Source organism: Mycobacterium sp. NGS39 (assembly GCF_059812765.1).
The window spans coordinates 378,014-395,024 of record NZ_JCALDH010000003.1; the positions used below are offsets into that span (position 1 = coordinate 378,014).

Below are 17,011 nucleotides of genomic sequence, written 5' to 3' on the forward strand. Positions count from 1 at the left end.
TGGCGGCGCTGAGCGCCGGTTAGCGCCCCGAAATCGCCTACAGCATCAACAGCATTCGCGAGTTTCCGAGAATGTTGGGCTTGACGTAGGACAGGTCGAGAAACTCCGCCACACCTGTGTCGTAGGAGCGGCACATCTCCTCGTAGACCTCCGCGGTGACGGGAGTGCCTTCGATCTCGACGAAGCCGTGCTTGCTGAAGAACTCGGTTTCGAAGGTGAGCACAAACACGCGCTGCAGCTCCAGTTCGCGCGCGACGCGGAGCAACTGGTCGACGATCGCGTGGCCGATGCCCTGGCCCTTGACCTTCGGGTGCACGGCGACGGTGCGCACCTCGCCCAGGTCGGACCACATCACATGCAAAGCGCCGCAGCCGATCACTTCTCCGTCGAGCTCGGCGACCCAGAATTCCTGGACTGCCTCGTAGAGGGTGACGAGGTTCTTCTCCAGCAGGATCCTGCCGGCGTAGATGTCGACCAGGTCCTTGATGGCCGGCACGTCGGATGTTCTAGCCCGCCGGATCACCAGGCCGTCGGGACGCGCGTCGCTCACACACCGAACATATCGGCTGCGTGCAACGGATATTCTGATGCGGTGCCAGTGCCCACCTCACGTGACCCGGCGGCGGCGACCACGTCACCGACGGCGCGGCTGGTCAATATCGCCAACGTGCTCACCGCTGTCCGGCTTGTGCTGGTGCCGGTGTTCCTGTTCGCCCTGTTCGCCGACGGCGGCTATGAAAGCCGTTGGCGGATCGCGGCATTCGTGATCTTCGCGGTGGCCATGATCACCGACCGGTTCGACGGTGCGTTGGCCCGCAGCTACGGGATGATCACCGAGTTCGGCAAGCTGGCCGATCCAATAGCCGACAAGGCGCTCTTGGGCGCGGCGCTCGTCGGGCTCTCACTGCTGCGCGAATTGCCCTGGTGGGTGACGGTGGTGATCCTGGTCCGCGAAATCGGGGTCACCGTCCTGCGGTTCGCCGTGTTGCACCGCGGCGTGATCCCGGCAAGTCGCGGCGGCAAGCTCAAGACACTGGCGCAGGCGGTCGCGATCGGGCTGTTCATCCTGCCGCTGTCCGGGCTGTGGCACACCGTCGCGGTGGTGATCATGGCCGTCGCGATAGTGCTCACGGTGGTCACCGGAATCGACTACGTCACGCAGGCGGTCAAGGGCGCACGCCGGGCTGAGGATCGGGCCGCCGGGAACCATCCGGCGGGCGGCTGACGTTGCCAAGGAAGAGGTCGTACGTAGAGATCCGCCACTGAAGGAGTGCACCATGGCAGCGTTGCTGCGCGAGGTGATCGGCGACGTGCTTCGCCGCGCCCGCATGTCGCAGGGGCGGACCCTGCGTGAGGTTTCCGACTCGGCGCGAGTGAGCCTGGGCTATCTGTCCGAGGTGGAGCGGGGACGCAAAGAAGCGTCGAGCGAATTGCTGACTGCGATCTGCGGCGCGCTGGACATCCCGCTGTCCGAGGTGCTCACGGATGCCGGCCGCCAATTGGAGCGCCAGGAGCGCGCCGACATGGCCGACGTTGTCACCACGGCGGCCAACATCGACGAGGCAACCAAGGTGGTCATCCCGCCGGTCATCTCGTTGACGGGTGACGAGGGCGTGCCCGAAGAGCAGATGGCGCTCGCCTGACCCCCTGCGGTTGACGGCGGGAAACGGATAAATTGGCCACACGCCCGTTGTCTAGGCCCGACAGCACGACACCAACTCCAGAAACGAAGGTGGAACCGACTCATGGCCAACCCGTTCGTCAAGGCGTGGAAGTACATGATGGCGCTGTTCTCGTCCAAGGTCGACGAATACGCCGACCCGAAGGTCCAGATCCAACAGGCCATCGAGGAGGCGCAGCGCCAGCACCAGGCGCTCACCCAGCAGGCCGCCCAGGTGATCGGCAACCAGCGTCAGCTGGAGATGCGGCTCAACCGCCAGCTCGCCGACGTGGAGAAGCTGCAGGTCAACGTGCGGCAGGCGCTGACGCTGGCCGATCAGGCCACCGCTGCAGGTGACGCGGCCAAGGCCAACGAGTACAACAACGCCGCGGAGGCGTTCGCCGCACAGCTGGTCACCGCCGAGCAGAGCGTCGAGGACCTCAAGGCGCTGCACGACCAGGCCCTCAACGCTGCCGCGCAGGCCAAGAAGGCGGTCGAGCAGAACGCGATGGTGCTGCAGCAGAAGATCGCCGAGCGCACCAAGCTGCTCTCTCAGCTGGAGCAGGCCAAGATGCAGGAGCAGGTCAGCGCGTCGCTGCGGTCCATGAGCGAGCTGGCCGCGCCCGGCAACACGCCGAGCCTGGACGAGGTGCGGGAGAAGATCGAGCGCCGCTACGCCAACGCGCTGGGTCAGGCCGAGCTGGCGCAGAACTCGGTGCAGGGCCGGATGCTGGAGGTTCAGCAGGCGAGCGTGCAGATGGCCGGGCATTCGCGGCTCGAGCAGATCCGGGCGTCGATGCGGGGTGAGGCTCTGCCCACTGGCGGCACCACAGCGTCGCCCACGCCGGCCACCCCGGCCACCGAACCGGCGCAGCAGAATCCCCTCAGCCAGCAGTAAGGACCGTGTCGATGGCGGTCAAACCTCGAAGCGCCTACCGCTCGATGTGGCAGCGGGGTGTCGACACCGTCAGCGAGTATGCCGACCTGCTGGCGCACACGATCAAGCGTGCTGCCGATCCGCGGGCGCGGCTACTGCGCAAGCGCCGCTGGGCGGCGCGGCTGACGCTGTTGTTCACCGGCACGTTCTTGTTTTGGGCGATGGTGACGGCGTTACTGGCGTCGTGGAGCACCCCCGCGTGGGCGCTGCCCATCCCGGGCGCGTTCGCGGTGGGATCGGCCTGGCTGGCGACGCTGCTGGGCTTGCGGTGGCGCTGGCTGCATAAGGAACCACTGCCCGCACCCCGCCCGGGGGTGGTGCGCCGGCTGCCTCCGTTCGGTTCGGCCGCGCGGCAGCCCATGGCCGCGCTCGCCGCGGCAGAACGCGGCATGTTCTCGTTGCTCGGGGTCATCGAGCGCGCTGAGCTGTTGCCGCCCAATGAGATTCACGAAGTGACCCGAACCGCCAACGAGGCAGCCGCAACGATGGCGGCAACGGCCCGCGACATCGTCTCGATGGAGAAGACCATGCGCGCCACCCCGTCGTCACGCGTGTCGCTGAGCCCGACGATCCACGCTTTCGCCCAACAGCTCGACCATGGCGTGCGCCAGTACCACGACATGGTCAACGCCGCCGCGCAGCTGGTGTCCACGTCGAGCTCGCCGATGTCGCGTCAGCAGTACCGCAACGAGCTCGTCGGCGCCACCGACCGTCTGCTCGGCTGGGCGCAGGCCTTCGACGAACTCAACGGGCCTCGACGGCTGATCGGCTAGCTACAGCGACCGCCGCAGCGGCGGGATCGCGATAGCGAGCAGCCCGCGCACGACCGCCTTGAGGAAGTCCACCGCGTCGAAGTAGTCGCGCCACAACGTGATTCGGCCGTCGCGGACCTCGAACACGCCGCACACCCAGAACTGCGCCTGGAACGGGCCGAACGCCAGCACGTCAGTGCGTTCGGTGAGCACAGACGAGCCTTCGGTGGCAATCCGGTGGAACTTGACGTCGAAACCCGCGCTGGGCCGGCTCAGCCCCCGCATGAGTTTCATCGTGCGCGCGCGGCCGCGAACCCTCGAGTAGCCGACGTTCTCGTAGACGACGTCCTCGGCGAGCGCGGCGTCGGCGGCGTCGAAATCCTTGTCGCGCAGGGCATAGAGAAAGCGCTCGACGACGGCCGCCGGGTCGGTGGTCACTGGACGGTCGGGCAGCTGATCAGTCATGCCCGCCAGCCTAGGAGCATTACGTGTGGCAGGGTAGGCCGGTGCGTGTGGCCGTGGTCGCCGGGCCGGATCCGGGGCACTCGTTCCCGGCGATCGCGTTGTGCTTGAAGTTCCTGGCCGCCGGTGACCAGCCGACGTTGCTGACGGGCGTGCAGTGGCTGGACACCGCGCGCGCCGCGGGTGTCGACGCGATCGAGCTCTTGGGCCTGGACCCCACCGAGCTCGACGACGACCGCGATGCCGGCGCGAAAATCCACCAGCGGGCAGCCCGGATGGCGGTGCTCAACGCGCCGCGCCTTGCCGACTTGGCACTGGACCTGATCGTGTCCGACGTGATTACCGCCTGCGGAGCGCTGGCCGCCGAGATGGTCGGCGTGCCGTGGATCGAATTGTCTCCCCATCCGTTGTATCTGCCGTCGAAAGGCTTGCCGCCCATCGGAAGTGGGCTCGCGCCCGGTGTCGGAATCCGCGGTCGCGTGCGAGACGCCGTGATGCGCCGCCTGACGGCGCGCTCGCTGCGGGAGGGGCAGCGGCAACGCGCGGCGGCTCGGGTGGCCGTGGGCCTGCCGGCGAAGGGTGTCGATCCGCTGCGGCGGCTGATCGCGACCCTGCCGGCGTTGGAGGTGCCTCGGCCGGATTGGCCGGCCGAGGCTGTGGTGGTGGGGCCGCTGCACTTCGAGCCCACCGACGTCGAGTTGTCGCTGCCGCCCGGCGACGGGCCCGTCGTCGTGGTGGCGCCGTCGACGGCGCAGACCGGTGCGCTGGGCTTGGCGCAGGTAGCGCTGGACTGCTTGATTCCGGGCACGACGCTGCCGGACGGGGCGCGGGTGGTGGTGTCACGGCTTGCCGGTGAGGATCTGCAGGCGCCGCCGTGGGCGGTCATCGGGCTGGGGCGTCAGGACCGGCTGCTGTCGTGTGCCGACGTCGTCGTGTGCGGCGGCGGGCACGGGATGGTGAGCAAGACGCTGCTGGCCGGTGTGCCGCTGGTGGTGGTGCCCGGAGGCGGCGACCAGTGGGAGATCGCGAATCGCGTTGTGCGGCAAGGAAGTGCGCGGCTGGTCCGGCCGCTGACCGCCGAGGCGCTGGCATCGTCGGTCGGGGAGGTGCTGGCGTCACCCGGTTACCGTGCGGGCGCGCAGCAAGCCGCCGCGAGCGTCGCTGAGGTGGCAGATCCGGTACGGGTGTGCCGCGACGCGGTGGCGTAATTTGGGCTTCGATGCGGCTGACGGAATTCCACGAGCTGGTGACTAATCAGTTCGGTGCCGCGTATGGAGCGTCGGTGCTTGTCGACCATGTGCTGACCAGTCTGGGAGGACGCACAGCGGCGCAGGCGATCGAGGACGGTGTCGATCCGCGTGACGTCTGGCGGGCGCTGTGCGCCGACTTCGACGTGCCCCGTGACCAATGGTGAGTGGCTCGGCGTGTCAGCTTGAGTCGAACAGGTGTTCGTCTAAGGTGGTCGATGTGCGGCGGACGGGACTTGTCGGTGGTCTGCTCTAGCGTCGCGACCAACTGATCGAGACCTCGATCAACCGAACATCACTACTTGAGAGAGGCATCACTCATGACGCAGGCCCCTGACCGCGAAAAGGCGCTCGAACTGGCGCTGGCCCAGATCGAGAAGGCGCATGGCAAAGGCTCGGTGATGCGCCTCGGCGACGAGGTGCGCCAGCCCATCTCCGTGATCCCGACGGGGTCGATCGCGTTGGATGTCGCACTGGGCATCGGGGGGCTGCCCAAAGGCCGGGTCATCGAGATCTACGGCCCGGAGTCCTCGGGTAAAACCACCGTCGCTCTGCATGCGGTGGCCAATGCACAGGCTGAGGGCGGCATCGCGGCGTTCATCGATGCCGAGCACGCGCTGGACCCCGAATACGCCAAGAAGCTCGGCGTGGACACCGAGTCGCTGTTGGTGAGCCAGCCCGACACCGGCGAGCAGGCGCTGGAGATCGCCGACATGCTGATCCGTTCAGGCGCGCTGGACATCATCGTGATCGACTCGGTGGCGGCGCTGGTGCCGCGCGCGGAGATCGAAGGCGAGATGGGCGACAGCCACGTCGGTCTGCAGGCCCGGCTGATGAGCCAGGCGCTGCGGAAGATCACGGGCGCGCTGAACAACTCTGGTACGACCGCGATTTTCATCAACCAGCTGCGGGAAAAAATCGGTGTGATGTTCGGGTGCGGATCCTATGACACCCGCGTCCAGTTGGCCGACGGCACCACCGAGAAGATCGGCAAGATCGTCAACCAGAAGATGGACGTCGAGGTGTTGTCCTACGACCCGGACACCGACCGGATCGTGCCCCGCAAGATCGTGAACTGGTTCAACAATGGTCCCGCCGAGCGGTTCTTGCAGTTCACCGTCGAGAAGTCTGGCGGAAACGGCAAGTCGCAGTTCGCCATGACGCCTAACCACCTCATCCGCACGCCGGCTGGTTGGACGGAGGCTGGTGACATCATCGCGGGCGATCGTGTGATGGCGAGCGAGCCGCATCTGCTCAGCGAGCAACAGTTCCAGGTGGTGCTCGGTTCGCTCATGGGAGACGGCAACCTTTCACCGAACCGGCGCAACCGCAACGGTGTGCGGTTCCGGTTGGGACATGGCGCCAAGCAAGTGGACTACCTGCAGTGGAAGACCGCCCTACTGGGCAATATCAAGCACACGATGAGAGTGAACGACAAAGGCGCTCACTTCGTGGACTTCACTCCGTTGCCGGAACTAGCTGAATTGCAGCGTGCGGTCTATCTCGGCGACGGCAAGAAGTTCTTCTCCGAGGAGTACCTCAAGGCGCTCACCCCGCTGGCGTTGGCGATCTGGTACATGGACGACGGCTCTTTCACTGTGCGGTCGAAAGGAGTGCAGCAGCGCAGCGCTGGGGGCAGTGGCCGCATCGAGATCTGCGTTGAGGCGATGAGCGAAGGTACCCGAATGAGATTGCGGGACTATCTTCGTGACACCCATGGCCTCGATGTCAGGCTCCGTCATCTGGGCAAGGCTGGTAAGGCAGTGTTGGTGTTCTCCACGGAGGCCACAGCGAAATTCCAAGAGTTGGTGGCGCCTTACATCGCGCCGTCGATGGAGTACAAGTTGCTGCCTCGTTTCCGCGGACAGGGCACGGTGACGCCGCAGTTTGTCGAACCCTCGGAGCGGCTGGTACCCGCGCGCGTCCTCGACGTCCACGTCAAGCCGCGCACTCGGTCGATGGACCGCTTCGACATCGAGGTCGAAGGCTCGCACAACTACTTCGCCGACGGGGTGATGGTGCACAACAGCCCCGAAACAACAACGGGTGGAAAGGCATTGAAGTTCTACGCCTCAGTTCGCTTGGATGTCAGGCGAATTGAGACATTGAAGGACGGCACCGACGCGGTGGGCAACCGCACCCGCGTCAAGGTCGTCAAGAACAAAGTTTCGCCCCCCTTCAAGCAGGCCGAGTTCGACATCCTGTACGGCAAGGGCATCAGCCGCGAAGGCTCGCTGATCGACATGGGGGTGGAGCAGGGCTTCATCCGCAAGTCCGGTTCGTGGTTCACCTACGAAGGCGAGCAGCTGGGCCAGGGCAAGGAGAACGCCCGCAACTTCTTGCTCCAAAACGTCGACGTGGCCAACGAGATCGAGAAGAAGATCAAGGAGAAGCTGGGCATTGGCGCCGTGATCACCGATGACGTACTGCCCGCCCCCGTCGACTTCTGAGAAGCGCGAGGAGCAGGCGCGGGCACTGTGTCTGCGTCTGCTCACCGCGCGGGCCCGCACCAGGGCGGAGCTGGCCGCACAGCTGAAGAAGCGTGGCTATCCCGATGACGTCAGCGCCAAGGTGCTGGATCGGTTGGCCGAAGTCGGTCTGGTCGACGACGCTGGGTTCGCCGAGCAGTGGGTGCAGTCACGCGGAGCCAACGCGTCAAAAGGCAAGCGCGCGTTAGCCGCCGAGTTGCGGACCAAGGGTCTCGACAATGACGTCATCGAGGCGGCGCTGGGTCGGCTCGATGCGTCAAGCGAGCATGACAGGGCCGTCACGCTGGTCCGCACGAAGCTGCGCCGGGAGAACCTCGACGGCGACCAAGCCAAGGTCATGCGGCGGCTGGTCGGAATGCTGGCGCGGCGCGGCTACAGCGAAGCCCTGTGCTTCGACGTCGTCAAGACCGAGCTGGCGCTAGAGCTCGAGCGGCGGCAAACGTAGACGCTCGGCAGAGCGTTTGGCGAGGCTGGCGCAGGGTAGCCAGCCGAGATGGAAAACCGCCTCGCCTTGGTGACGGGCGCCTCGAGCGGGATCGGATACGAACTGGCCCGATGCTTCGCCAGAGATGGATACGACCTGGTCCTGGCCGCTGACGAGCCGGCCGTAGTCGCACGAGCCGACGAGCTTGCCGACGCTGGCGTGCGAGCCCGTGCCATCCAGGTGGATCTGCGGCATCCCGAGGGCGTCGAACATCTCTACCGCGCGGTCGCCGAAGCCGAGCGCCCGCTTGACGCGGCGGTGCTCAACGCCGGTATCGGCCGAGCCGGGCCTTTTCTCGAGGGGAGTCTGGAGGACGACCTCGCGATCGTCGCGTTGAACGTGCGCTCCACGGTCCATCTGGCCAAGCTGGTGATCAAAGACATGGCTGCTCGCCGAGCCGGCAGGGCGTTGTTCACCTCGTCGATCGTGGCGGGAATGCCGGGATGGGATCAGTCGATCTACAACGCGTCGAAGTCGTTCGTCCAGTCGTTCGCCCTGGCTCTTCACGACGAGTTGCGCGGCACCGGAGTCAGCGTCACCGCGTTGATGCCTGGCCCTACAGCCACCCGCTTCTTCGCGCGCGCCGGTATGACCGATACCTTGCTCGGCCGTATGCCCAAAGAAGACCCACGGCGAGTGGCCGAGCAGGGCTATGCCGCCATGATGCGCGGCGATCGAAAGGTCATTGGCGGGTCATGTATTTCGAAAGCTGTAGGCGTCACTAACTGGTTCTTGGCCGACTCGGTGAAGTCGGCTGCGAACCGGTTGATCCTCACCCGAACAGGAAGCCACTGAAAGGACGCAGAATGACATCGCCGAAAGAAGCCGACAGCCCACTGACCGCGACGCGGGACACGACGGCAACGCGTCAGCGGGTCTGGGAGGTGATCGCGGACGGCTGGACGTATTCGCAATGGGTGGTCGGCAACACCAGGATGCGGGCAGTCGATCCTCGCTGGCCCGCCCCGGGCAGCAAGATTCACCACACGATCGGCATTTGGCCGGTGGTGCTTAACGATGAGACCGAGGTCGAGTCGTGCAAACCGGAGGAAGAGATCGTTCTCCTCGCGAAGGGCAGGCCGTTCGGCGGGGCGCGAATAACGTTGCGGCTCTTTGATACTGAAGACGGATGTCGGATCGACATGGCCGAGGTCCCCGTCGGCGGTCCGCTCAGTTGGGTGCCGCGTCGACTGGCGCTGGCCGCGGCATGGCCCAGGAACAAGGAATGCTTGCGCAGGCTGGCTGCTTTGGCCGAACGCCGCAGTGAGCCTCAGTGAGCGGCCGAACGGCTGATGCGGTCGTCATCGGTGCCGGCCACAACGGGCTGGTGGCCGCCGCGATGCTTGCCGACGCCGGCTGGGATGTGCTGGTGCTCGAAGCACAGGCTGCGCCGGGCGGCGCGGTCAAGAGCGCCGAACTGTTCTCGGGTTACATCAGCGATTTGTACAGCGCGTTCTACCCGCTGTCGGTGGTGTCCCCGGCACTGCAGGCGCTGAACCTCGAAGATCACGGGCTGCGGTGGACTCATGCCCCAGCCGTCGTCGGACATCCAAGCTCGGCAGACGACGAGGATGCGCCGCTGATCTACCGAGACCTGCACCGCACTGTGGCCGAACTCGACCGACGCCATCCGGGCGACGGGCAGCGGTGGGCCGAGCTTTTCGAGCAGTGGCAAGACATCAAGGACGGCCTGCTGGCAACCTTGTTTGCGCCGTTCCCCCCGATTCGCGGTGCAACCGCGCTTTTGCGCAAACTCGGGGCATCCGGCGCCCTCGATCTGGCCCACATGCTCATGCTGCCCGCCGGCGTGATGGCTGAGCAGCTCTTCGGCGGCGAGGCGGCCCGGCTTTTACTGTTGGGCAACGCAATGCACGCCGATGTGCCGATCGACGCTCCCGGCAGCGGAGTGATGGGGTACCTGCTGATCATGATGGCCCAAGACGGTGGCTGGCCGGTACCCGTCGGAGGCGCCGGTCAGCTGGCGGCGGCGCTGGTCAACAGGGCGACATCCGCCGGCGCCCAGATCCAGTGCGGCCGCGAGGTCGTCGGGATCGACGTACGCGGTGGCCGCGCCGTCGGAGTGCGCGTCGCAGACGGCACGACGGTGCACGTGCGCCGGGCCGTGATCGCCGACACGTCTGCGCCGCGGCTCTTGTGCGAACTGCTCCCTGCCGACGCGATCCCCGACGCGGTGTCTCGCGGTATGAGCCGATTCGTCTGGGACACACCGGTTTTGAAGATCAACTATGCGCTGGACTCCGTGATCCCATGGCGGTCCAAGGCCTTGAACGAAGCGGGCACGGTACACCTCGGTGCCAACCATGACGGGCTGGTGCGGTGGATGGCCGACTTGAACACCGCCACCGTTCCACAGCGCCCGTTCATGTTGTTCGGGCAGATGACCACCGCCGATCACACCCGCTCACCAGCGGGCACCGAAAGCGCTTGGGCCTACACGCATCTGCCTCGCGGAGTACTCGATGACGCGTCCGCCGACCGACTGTCGCAGGCCGTCGACGAAGTGCTCGAAGAACACGCGCCCGGGTTCAGCGAGCACGTCGTCGGCAAAGTCACTCAGCGGCCTTCCGACCTCGAGGCCAGCGACGCCAACTTGCACGGCGGAGCGGTCAACGGTGGAACGTCGCAGCTGTACCAACAGTTGATCTTTCGGCCTGCCCCTGGATTCGGCCGAGCCGAGACGCCGGTCGAAAACGTCTTTCTCGGCAGTGCGGGCGCCACCCCGGGCGGGGGAGTGCACGGTGTGTGCGGCCGCAATGCCGCTCGTGCGGCGCTGATGTCCGACGGTGCGCGCGGTTGGCCGCGACGACGGCTGAGCCGGGCGCTGCGCAGAGGCAAATCTCAGTACCGGTCGATTCGCGGCGGCGGCGGCGCCTTGTAGCCGGACGGCCCCAGGTTCTTGTCGAACGCCGCCTGCCATGCGCCGCTGTCGATCATCTTCTGCAGCGCACCATTGATCTTCACCCGAAGATCATTGTTGTCCTTCGCCAGTCCGATTCCGTACAGCTCCAGCGAAAACGGCTGTCCCACAAGCTTCATCGTGCCGGGATCCTGTGCGGCGTAGCCGGCCAGGATCACCGCGTCCGTCGTCACCGCCTCTACCATGCCGTCCTTCAACGCCTGCACGCACGCCGAGTACGTGTCATACAACCGCAGCTGCACATCCGGATACTTCTGCCTGATCCGCTGCGCCGATGTGGAATCCGGCACCGAGCACACTATCCGGTTGCCGGTCAACGACTCTGGGCCGACGATGTAGTTGTTGTCCGCACGCACCAACAGGCTTTGGCCGGACTGGAAATAAGGTCCGGCGAAGCCGATCTTCTGCTTACGCTCTGGCGTGATCGAATACGTGCCCACGACGTAGTCGACCTCACCCTGCTCGATCAGCTGTTCCCGGTCTGCCGGCCGCGCTTCCTTCCACTCGATCCGGTCATCCTGGTATCCGAGTTGCCCGGCCACATACCTCGCCACATCCACGTCGAAACCGCTCATCGAGCCGTCCGGCTTCCTCAGCGACAAACCCGGTTGGTCGTATTTCACGCCGATCGCGATCTTGTCTGCACTCGACGGCGTGACCACGAAGATCACCACGGCGGCGATGACCGCGAGCACGACGGCGCCAAGTATCAGCAGGCCGCGGCGGCCGAGCAGCTTGTCTCTCAAGAACTTTCCCCCTGCAGCTCTACGCTCCGGCCGTGTCCATTTCGGCCGTTCGTGTGACCGGCGCCGTCGCCGCAGCGGTCCGGCTACGACGACGCAGCCTAGCCTCCAGCCGGCCGGCAAGCCATGACAACGTCACGTTCGCCATGATCATCAGCACGGCGATCACCGCCAGAGCCGGCACATAGTTGCTGTACTGCGCACCGATCAAGGTGCCCTGGCGGACCATCTCGAGGAACGTGATCTGGTAGCCGATGGCCGTGTCCTTCAGCACCACCACCAATTGCGAGACCAGCGCGGGCAGCATCGCCGTGATCGCCTGCGGCAGCAGAATCAACCGCATGGTCTGGCCGGGACGCAGACCGAGCGCCAACGCGGCCTCGGACTGGCCGCGGGGCAGCGCATTGACGCCCGCGCGCACGATCTCGGCGATCACCGCGCCGTTGTACAACGTCAAGCCCGTCACCACACCGGCCAACGCCAACTGCTTGGACGGGAAAACGTCGTACAGCGCATACAGGAAGTACGCGAAGATCATCATGATCAGTACCGGCACCGCGCGGAAGAACTCGACGACGGTGCCGGACATCCAGCGGATCACTCGCGATGTCGACAACCGGCCCACACCCAGCACCACACCCACCGCGAAGGCGAGCACGATCGATATGGCCGCCGCCGTCAACGTTCCTTGGACGCCGGGCAGGATGTAGGTCTGCCACAGATTTGCCGTCGTGAAAGGTCGCCACTTCTCTGCGCTCAGTTGATCTTTCGTGTAGAGCCGGGCTATCACAACCCACACCACTGCAGCCAGCGCCACAACGATGACCACGGAGATGATCCAGTTGCGTGCCACGGCGCGAGGCCCTGGCGCGTCGTAGAGCACTGTCGATTCGCTCACCGCGTTACCGCCAAACGTCGTCCGAGATACGTGAAGAGCACACCCAGCGGCAAGGTCAACACCACGAAGCCGGCCGCGAAGATCCCGCCGACTGCAAGCAGTGCCGCGGTGTTTTCGATCATGTCTTTCATCAGCAGCGCAGCCTCGGCCACACCGATCGCCGAAGCGATCGTGGTGTTTTTGATGAGCGCGATGAGGACCGAACCCAGCGGCGCGATCACGGCCCGAAAGGCCTGCGGCAACAGGACTATTCGCAAGTTCTGACTGAACGTCAGCCCCAGCGAACGCGCCGCCTCGGCCTGTCCGAGCGGCACGGTGTTCACCCCGGCCCGCACCGACTCGCACACGAAGGCGGCGGTGTAGATCGCCAACCCCAGCACGGCCAGCCGAAAATTGCTGTCTTCGATGAAGGTCGGCGATTTCCCTGAGGCGAACGTGATTCCCAGGGTTTGTGCCAAACCGAACGAGCAGAACAAAAGAATCAACGTCAGCGGCGTGTTGCGCAGGATGGTGACGTACGCCGCGCCCAGCCACCGCAGGATCGGCACCGGCGAAAGGCGCATCGCGGCAAGCAGTGTGCCGAGCACCAGCGCACCAACCGCTGAGTAGAGGGCGAGTTTGATCGTGGTCCAGAAGGCGTCGATGATCTGGCTGCGATACTGCGACAAGACTTGCGAGCCGGCCTCGGCCGCTGGACGCGCCACATACCGATCGATTTTCGGCGGCGGCGGAGGCGTATAGCCCGACGCGCCGAGATTCTCGTCGAAGAACTTCTGCCACTGCCCGGTGTCGATCATCTTCTGCAGCGCATCATTGATCTGCGTACGCAGATCGTCGTTGTCCTTGGCGACCCCGATGCCGTACAGCTCGGTGGAGAACGGTTTGCCGGCTAACTTGAGGACACCTGGGTTCTGCTGAACGTATCCGGCGAGAATGACGCCATCGGTGGTGACGGCGTCGACGGCCCGGTTCTTGAGCGCCTCCACGCACAGTGAGTAGGTGTCATAGCGCTGCAGCTGTACCTTCGGATAGTTGTCCTTGATCCGTTGCGCCGGTGTTGAACCCGCTACCGAACACAGCTTCTTGTTGTTCTCCAGCGACTGCGGGCCGACGATGTCCGTCTCGTCCGACCGCACGAGCAGGCTCTGCCCGGTCTGGAAGTACGGCCCTGCGAACGCGACCTTCTTCTTGCGCGCGTCGGTGATCGAGTACGTGCCGACGATGTAGTCGACCTGACCGTTCTGAAGCAAGGTTTCCCGCTGTCCCGACGGCGCTTCCTTCCATTCGATCTCGCTCGGCTTGTATCCCAGCTGTTCTGCGACATACCTGGCGACGTCGATGTCGAATCCGCTCAGCGAACCGTCGGGCTTGCGCAGACTCAGACCCGGCTGGTCGAACTTCACACCGATGGTCACCTTGTGGCCCGCACCGCCGCAACCGGACATCATGAGCGTCGACATCAGCATCGCAACAAGCGCGGCCAGCTGAAGCGGTCGAAGACGCATGCGGCGTTCCAGTGTCAGTGCTCGAGGATCTTGCCGAGGAAGTCCTTGGCACGGTCGCTCTTGGGGGATGCGAAGAACTGCGCCGGTTCTGCCGCTTCGACGATCGCACCGTCGGCCATGAACACGACCCGGTTGGCGGCACGCCGGGCGAATCCCATTTCGTGTGTCACCACCACCATCGTCATGCCGTCAGACGCCAGATCGGTCATCACGCCCAGCACTTCGGCGATCATCTCGGGATCGAGCGCGCTCGTCGGTTCGTCGAACAGCATCACCTTCGGATGCATGGCCAACGATCGGGCGATCGCCGCCCGCTGCTGCTGCCCACCGGACAGCTGCGCCGGGTACTTGTCGGCCTGGTTGGCGATTCCGACGCGGTCCAGCAGCTCCAGTGCCTCCTGGCGAGCGCGGTCGCGTTTGAGCTTGCGGACCTTGACCGGGGCGAGCATGACGTTGTCGATGATCGTCTTGTGGGCGAACAAGTTGAAGGACTGGAACACCATCCCGACGTCGGACCGCAGTCGCGCCAGCGCGCGGCCCTCAGCAGGTACCGGGACGCCGTCCACAGTGATCGTGCCGGAGTCGATGGGTTCCAGCCGGTTGATGGTGCGGCACAGCGTCGACTTGCCCGATCCCGACGGTCCGAGGATCACCACCACCTCGCCCCGTTGCACGTCGAGGTCGATGTCCTTGAGGACGTGCAGGTCGCCGAAATGCTTGTTGACGCCGCGCAGCGAAACCATCGGTGTCGCGCCCTCAGCCATGGGGCTGACCATACCCAGCGGATGCTGCGCTTGACCCGGTGACCAGCATTGCGATTTGAGGTCCGCCGTACCATTGGGCACGTGACTCAGACGGTGGCGACGTCATCGCAGGCGGCCCGGACCTACCAGGTCCGCACCTATGGCTGCCAGATGAACGTGCACGACTCCGAGCGCTTGGCCGGCCTGTTGGAGGCCGCCGGATATGTCAAAGCCGACGACGGCACCGACGCCGACGTGGTGGTGTTCAACACGTGCGCGGTGCGCGAGAACGCCGACAACAAGCTCTACGGCAACCTCAGCCACCTGGCCCCGCGCAAGCACCGCGATCCCGGCGTGCAGATCGCGGTGGGCGGCTGCCTGGCGCAGAAGGATCGCGACGCGGTGCTGAGCCGGGCCCCGTGGGTGGACGTGGTGTTCGGCACCCACAACATCGGGTCGCTGCCAGTGCTGCTGGAACGCGCCCGGCACAACAGCGCCGCGCAGGTGGAGATCGTCGAGGCGCTCCAGGAATTTCCGTCGAACCTGCCTGCGGCGCGCGAATCCGCCTACGCCGCTTGGGTTTCCATCTCCGTGGGTTGCAACAACACCTGCACGTTCTGCATCGTGCCGGCGCTGCGCGGCAAAGAAGTCGACCGCAGCCCCGACGACATCCTCGCCGAGGTCCGCTCGCTGGTGGACCAAGGCGTGCTCGAAATCACGCTGCTGGGCCAAAACGTCAACGCCTACGGCGTGTCGTTCGCGGACCCGCGGCTGTCGCGCGACCGTGGCGCGTTCGCGTCGCTGCTGCGCGCCTGTGGTGACGTCGACGGGCTCGAGCGTGTCCGCTTCACGTCGCCGCATCCGGCCGAATTCACCGACGACGTGATCGAGGCGATGGCCGAGACGCCCAACGTCTGTCCCACGCTGCACATGCCGCTGCAGTCCGGCTCCGACCGCGTACTGAAGGCGATGCGCAGGTCCTACCGCGCCGAGCGTTACCTCGGGATCATCGACCGGGTGCGCGCCGCGATGCCGCACGCCGCGATCACCACGGACCTGATCGTCGGGTTTCCCGGTGAGACCGAAGACGACTTCGCAGCCACGCTCGAGGTGGTCGAGTGCGCCAGGTTCGCCAGCGCGTTCACCTTCCAGTACTCCAAGCGGCCGGGCACCCCGGCCGCGGAGATGCCCGGGCAGGTACCCAAAGCTATTGTGGCAGAACGCTATCAGCGGCTGATAGCGCTGCAGGAACGGATTTCGCTGGAGGAGAACCGCGCCCAGGTCGGCGCGACGGTGGAACTCCTGGTGGCTGCGGGGGAGGGCCGCAAGGACGACCGCACGTCGCGGATGAGCGGTCGCGCTCGCGATGGTCGATTGGTGCACTTCGCGCCCGACGGCGACATCCGCCCGGGCGACGTCGTCACCACCGTCGTCACCGGTGCGGCGCCGCACCACCTGATCGCCGACGGGCCCGTCCTCACCCACCGCCGCACCCGCGCCGGCGACGCACACGAGGCCGGGCGGCGCCCGCGCACCGTCGGGCTGGGGCTGCCGCGCATTGGGGTGTCACGGTGAGCAACAACGACTTCGAGGCGTTCAAGAAGGACATCGACGACGCAGAGCGACGGGTGGCCGGCGAAATCGAGCCCGGCGCGAGAGCTTTGGTGGTCGCGATCCTGGTCTTCGTCTTGCTGGTGTCGTTCGTGCTGCCGCACACCGGCCACGCTCGCGGCTTCGACGCGCTGCTCGGTGGGCCCCGCGCCGCGGAGGCCGCGATCGCACTGCCGCAGCGAGTGTTCAGCTGGCTGGCGTTGGTGTTCTCTGTCGGGTTCTCGATGCTCGCGCTGCTGACCCGACGCTGGGCGCTGGCCTGGCTTGCGCTCGCCGGCTCAGCGGTGGCCAGCGCGGCCGGCATGCTGGCGGTGTGGTCGCGCCAGACGGCCGGCGCGGGCCATCCAGGGCCGGGCGTGGGGCTGATCATCGCCTGGATCGCGGTGATCCTGCTGACCTTCCACTGGGCACGGGTGGTGTGGACCCGCACCGCGGTACACATCGCCGCGGAGGAGGCACGCCGCCGGGCGGCTGCCGAACGCCAGTCCAAGGATCTTCTGCAAGCCCTCGACGACGACGAAGACGACTCCGAGAAGTAGCGG

19 protein-coding genes and 1 pseudogene are annotated in these 17,011 nt (G+C 65.9%); 13 read left to right on the plus strand and 7 right to left on the minus strand.

Translation table 11 applies throughout. The annotated features are described in order from the left end of the window. Nucleotides 1-37: 37 nt before the first annotated feature. A complete protein-coding gene (locus AC5Y39_RS06530; RefSeq protein WP_499948394.1) occupies nucleotides 38-550 on the minus strand; it encodes an amino-acid N-acetyltransferase in 513 nt (170 codons plus the stop codon). Between the two features lie 42 nt (nucleotides 551-592). Between AC5Y39_RS06530 and pgsA the strand changes: the two genes are divergently transcribed. The 4 genes from pgsA to pspM all read left to right on the plus strand — a co-directional run bounded on the left by pgsA (nucleotide 593) and on the right by pspM (nucleotide 3,370). Next, the gene (pgsA, locus tag AC5Y39_RS06535) at nucleotides 593-1,225 is read left to right on the plus strand and encodes a CDP-diacylglycerol--glycerol-3-phosphate 3-phosphatidyltransferase (protein WP_500016431.1); all 633 of its coding nucleotides are present in this window, start codon (nucleotides 593-595) and stop codon (nucleotides 1,223-1,225) included. Nucleotides 1,226-1,277: 52 nt separating this feature from the next. Further along, nucleotides 1,278-1,643: a transcriptional regulator ClgR gene (gene clgR / locus AC5Y39_RS06540; RefSeq protein WP_500016432.1), complete on the plus strand. Its 366-nt coding sequence runs from the start codon at nucleotides 1,278-1,280 to the stop codon at nucleotides 1,641-1,643. A gap of 102 nt (nucleotides 1,644-1,745) precedes the next feature. After that, nucleotides 1,746-2,558, plus strand: a complete 813-nt coding sequence (gene pspA / locus AC5Y39_RS06545; protein WP_500016433.1) for a phage shock protein PspA — start codon at nucleotides 1,746-1,748, stop codon at nucleotides 2,556-2,558. A gap of 11 nt (nucleotides 2,559-2,569) precedes the next feature. Then, a complete protein-coding gene (gene pspM, locus AC5Y39_RS06550) occupies nucleotides 2,570-3,370 on the plus strand; it encodes a phage shock envelope stress response protein PspM (protein WP_500016434.1) in 801 nt (266 codons plus the stop codon). Here pspM and AC5Y39_RS06555 read toward each other — a convergent pair whose 3' ends face one another. Beyond that, nucleotides 3,371-3,823 carry a limonene-1,2-epoxide hydrolase family protein gene (locus AC5Y39_RS06555; protein WP_500016488.1) on the minus strand — a complete coding sequence of 151 codons (453 nt, stop codon included), beginning with the start codon at nucleotides 3,821-3,823 and terminating at the stop codon, nucleotides 3,371-3,373. It lies immediately after the preceding gene. 32 nt (nucleotides 3,824-3,855) lie between these two features. Between AC5Y39_RS06555 and AC5Y39_RS06560 the strand changes: the two genes are divergently transcribed. The 7 genes from AC5Y39_RS06560 to AC5Y39_RS06590 all read left to right on the plus strand — a co-directional run bounded on the left by AC5Y39_RS06560 (nucleotide 3,856) and on the right by AC5Y39_RS06590 (nucleotide 10,930). Beyond that, complete coding sequence (locus AC5Y39_RS06560) at nucleotides 3,856-5,019, plus strand: glycosyltransferase (RefSeq protein WP_500016435.1); 1,164 nt, start codon at nucleotides 3,856-3,858, stop codon at nucleotides 5,017-5,019. 11 nt (nucleotides 5,020-5,030) lie between these two features. Further along, complete coding sequence (locus AC5Y39_RS06565; RefSeq protein WP_500016436.1) at nucleotides 5,031-5,225, plus strand: DUF3046 domain-containing protein; 195 nt, start codon at nucleotides 5,031-5,033, stop codon at nucleotides 5,223-5,225. A 153-nt stretch (nucleotides 5,226-5,378) separates the two neighbouring features. After that, entirely contained in the window at nucleotides 5,379-7,508 is a 2,130-nt protein-coding gene (gene recA, locus AC5Y39_RS06570; RefSeq protein WP_500016437.1) for an intein-containing recombinase RecA, read from the plus strand. Then, on the plus strand, nucleotides 7,477-7,992 hold the full coding sequence (gene recX, locus AC5Y39_RS06575; protein WP_500016438.1) for a recombination regulator RecX: 516 nt from the start codon (nucleotides 7,477-7,479) through the stop codon (nucleotides 7,990-7,992). Before recA ends, recX begins: the two co-directional genes overlap by 32 nt. 48 nt (nucleotides 7,993-8,040) lie before the next feature. Further along, a complete protein-coding gene (locus tag AC5Y39_RS06580; protein ID WP_500016439.1) occupies nucleotides 8,041-8,826 on the plus strand; it encodes an SDR family NAD(P)-dependent oxidoreductase in 786 nt (261 codons plus the stop codon). A gap of 11 nt (nucleotides 8,827-8,837) precedes the next feature. Then, the gene (locus AC5Y39_RS06585) at nucleotides 8,838-9,308 is read left to right on the plus strand and encodes an SRPBCC family protein (RefSeq protein ID WP_499948402.1); all 471 of its coding nucleotides are present in this window, start codon (nucleotides 8,838-8,840) and stop codon (nucleotides 9,306-9,308) included. Beyond that, on the plus strand, nucleotides 9,305-10,930 hold the full coding sequence (locus tag AC5Y39_RS06590) for a phytoene desaturase family protein (RefSeq protein WP_500016440.1): 1,626 nt from the start codon (nucleotides 9,305-9,307) through the stop codon (nucleotides 10,928-10,930). Before AC5Y39_RS06585 ends, AC5Y39_RS06590 begins: the two co-directional genes overlap by 4 nt. On the opposite strand, the gene AC5Y39_RS06595 is transcribed toward AC5Y39_RS06590, so the two are convergent. From AC5Y39_RS06595 to AC5Y39_RS06615, 5 genes and pseudogenes are all read right to left on the minus strand, one after another. Further along, a complete protein-coding gene (locus tag AC5Y39_RS06595) occupies nucleotides 10,891-11,664 on the minus strand; it encodes a glutamate ABC transporter substrate-binding protein (RefSeq protein WP_500016489.1) in 774 nt (257 codons plus the stop codon). The genes AC5Y39_RS06590 and AC5Y39_RS06595 overlap by 40 nt on opposite strands. Nucleotides 11,665-11,734: 70 nt before the next feature. Further along, nucleotides 11,735-12,610: an amino acid ABC transporter permease gene (locus tag AC5Y39_RS06600; protein WP_500016441.1), complete on the minus strand. Its 876-nt coding sequence runs from the start codon at nucleotides 12,608-12,610 to the stop codon at nucleotides 11,735-11,737. Next, the gene (locus AC5Y39_RS06605) at nucleotides 12,607-13,278 is read right to left on the minus strand and encodes an amino acid ABC transporter permease (RefSeq protein WP_500016490.1); all 672 of its coding nucleotides are present in this window, start codon (nucleotides 13,276-13,278) and stop codon (nucleotides 12,607-12,609) included. Before AC5Y39_RS06605 ends, AC5Y39_RS06600 begins: the two co-directional genes overlap by 4 nt. A 39-nt stretch (nucleotides 13,279-13,317) precedes the next feature. Then, nucleotides 13,318-14,115: pseudogene (locus tag AC5Y39_RS06610) on the minus strand (glutamate ABC transporter substrate-binding protein); the annotation flags it as partial. Between the two features lie 14 nt (nucleotides 14,116-14,129). After that, the gene (locus tag AC5Y39_RS06615) at nucleotides 14,130-14,858 is read right to left on the minus strand and encodes an amino acid ABC transporter ATP-binding protein (RefSeq protein ID WP_500016491.1); all 729 of its coding nucleotides are present in this window, start codon (nucleotides 14,856-14,858) and stop codon (nucleotides 14,130-14,132) included. Between the two features lie 93 nt (nucleotides 14,859-14,951). Here AC5Y39_RS06615 and miaB point away from each other — a divergent pair, with 93 nt between their 5' ends. Together miaB and AC5Y39_RS06625 are read left to right on the plus strand one after the other, a co-directional pair. Then, the gene (gene miaB / locus AC5Y39_RS06620; protein WP_500016492.1) at nucleotides 14,952-16,433 is read left to right on the plus strand and encodes a tRNA (N6-isopentenyl adenosine(37)-C2)-methylthiotransferase MiaB; all 1,482 of its coding nucleotides are present in this window, start codon (nucleotides 14,952-14,954) and stop codon (nucleotides 16,431-16,433) included. Next, on the plus strand, nucleotides 16,430-17,008 hold the full coding sequence (locus AC5Y39_RS06625; RefSeq protein ID WP_500016442.1) for an Rv2732c family membrane protein: 579 nt from the start codon (nucleotides 16,430-16,432) through the stop codon (nucleotides 17,006-17,008). Before miaB ends, AC5Y39_RS06625 begins: the two co-directional genes overlap by 4 nt. Nucleotides 17,009-17,011 lie beyond the last annotated feature (3 nt).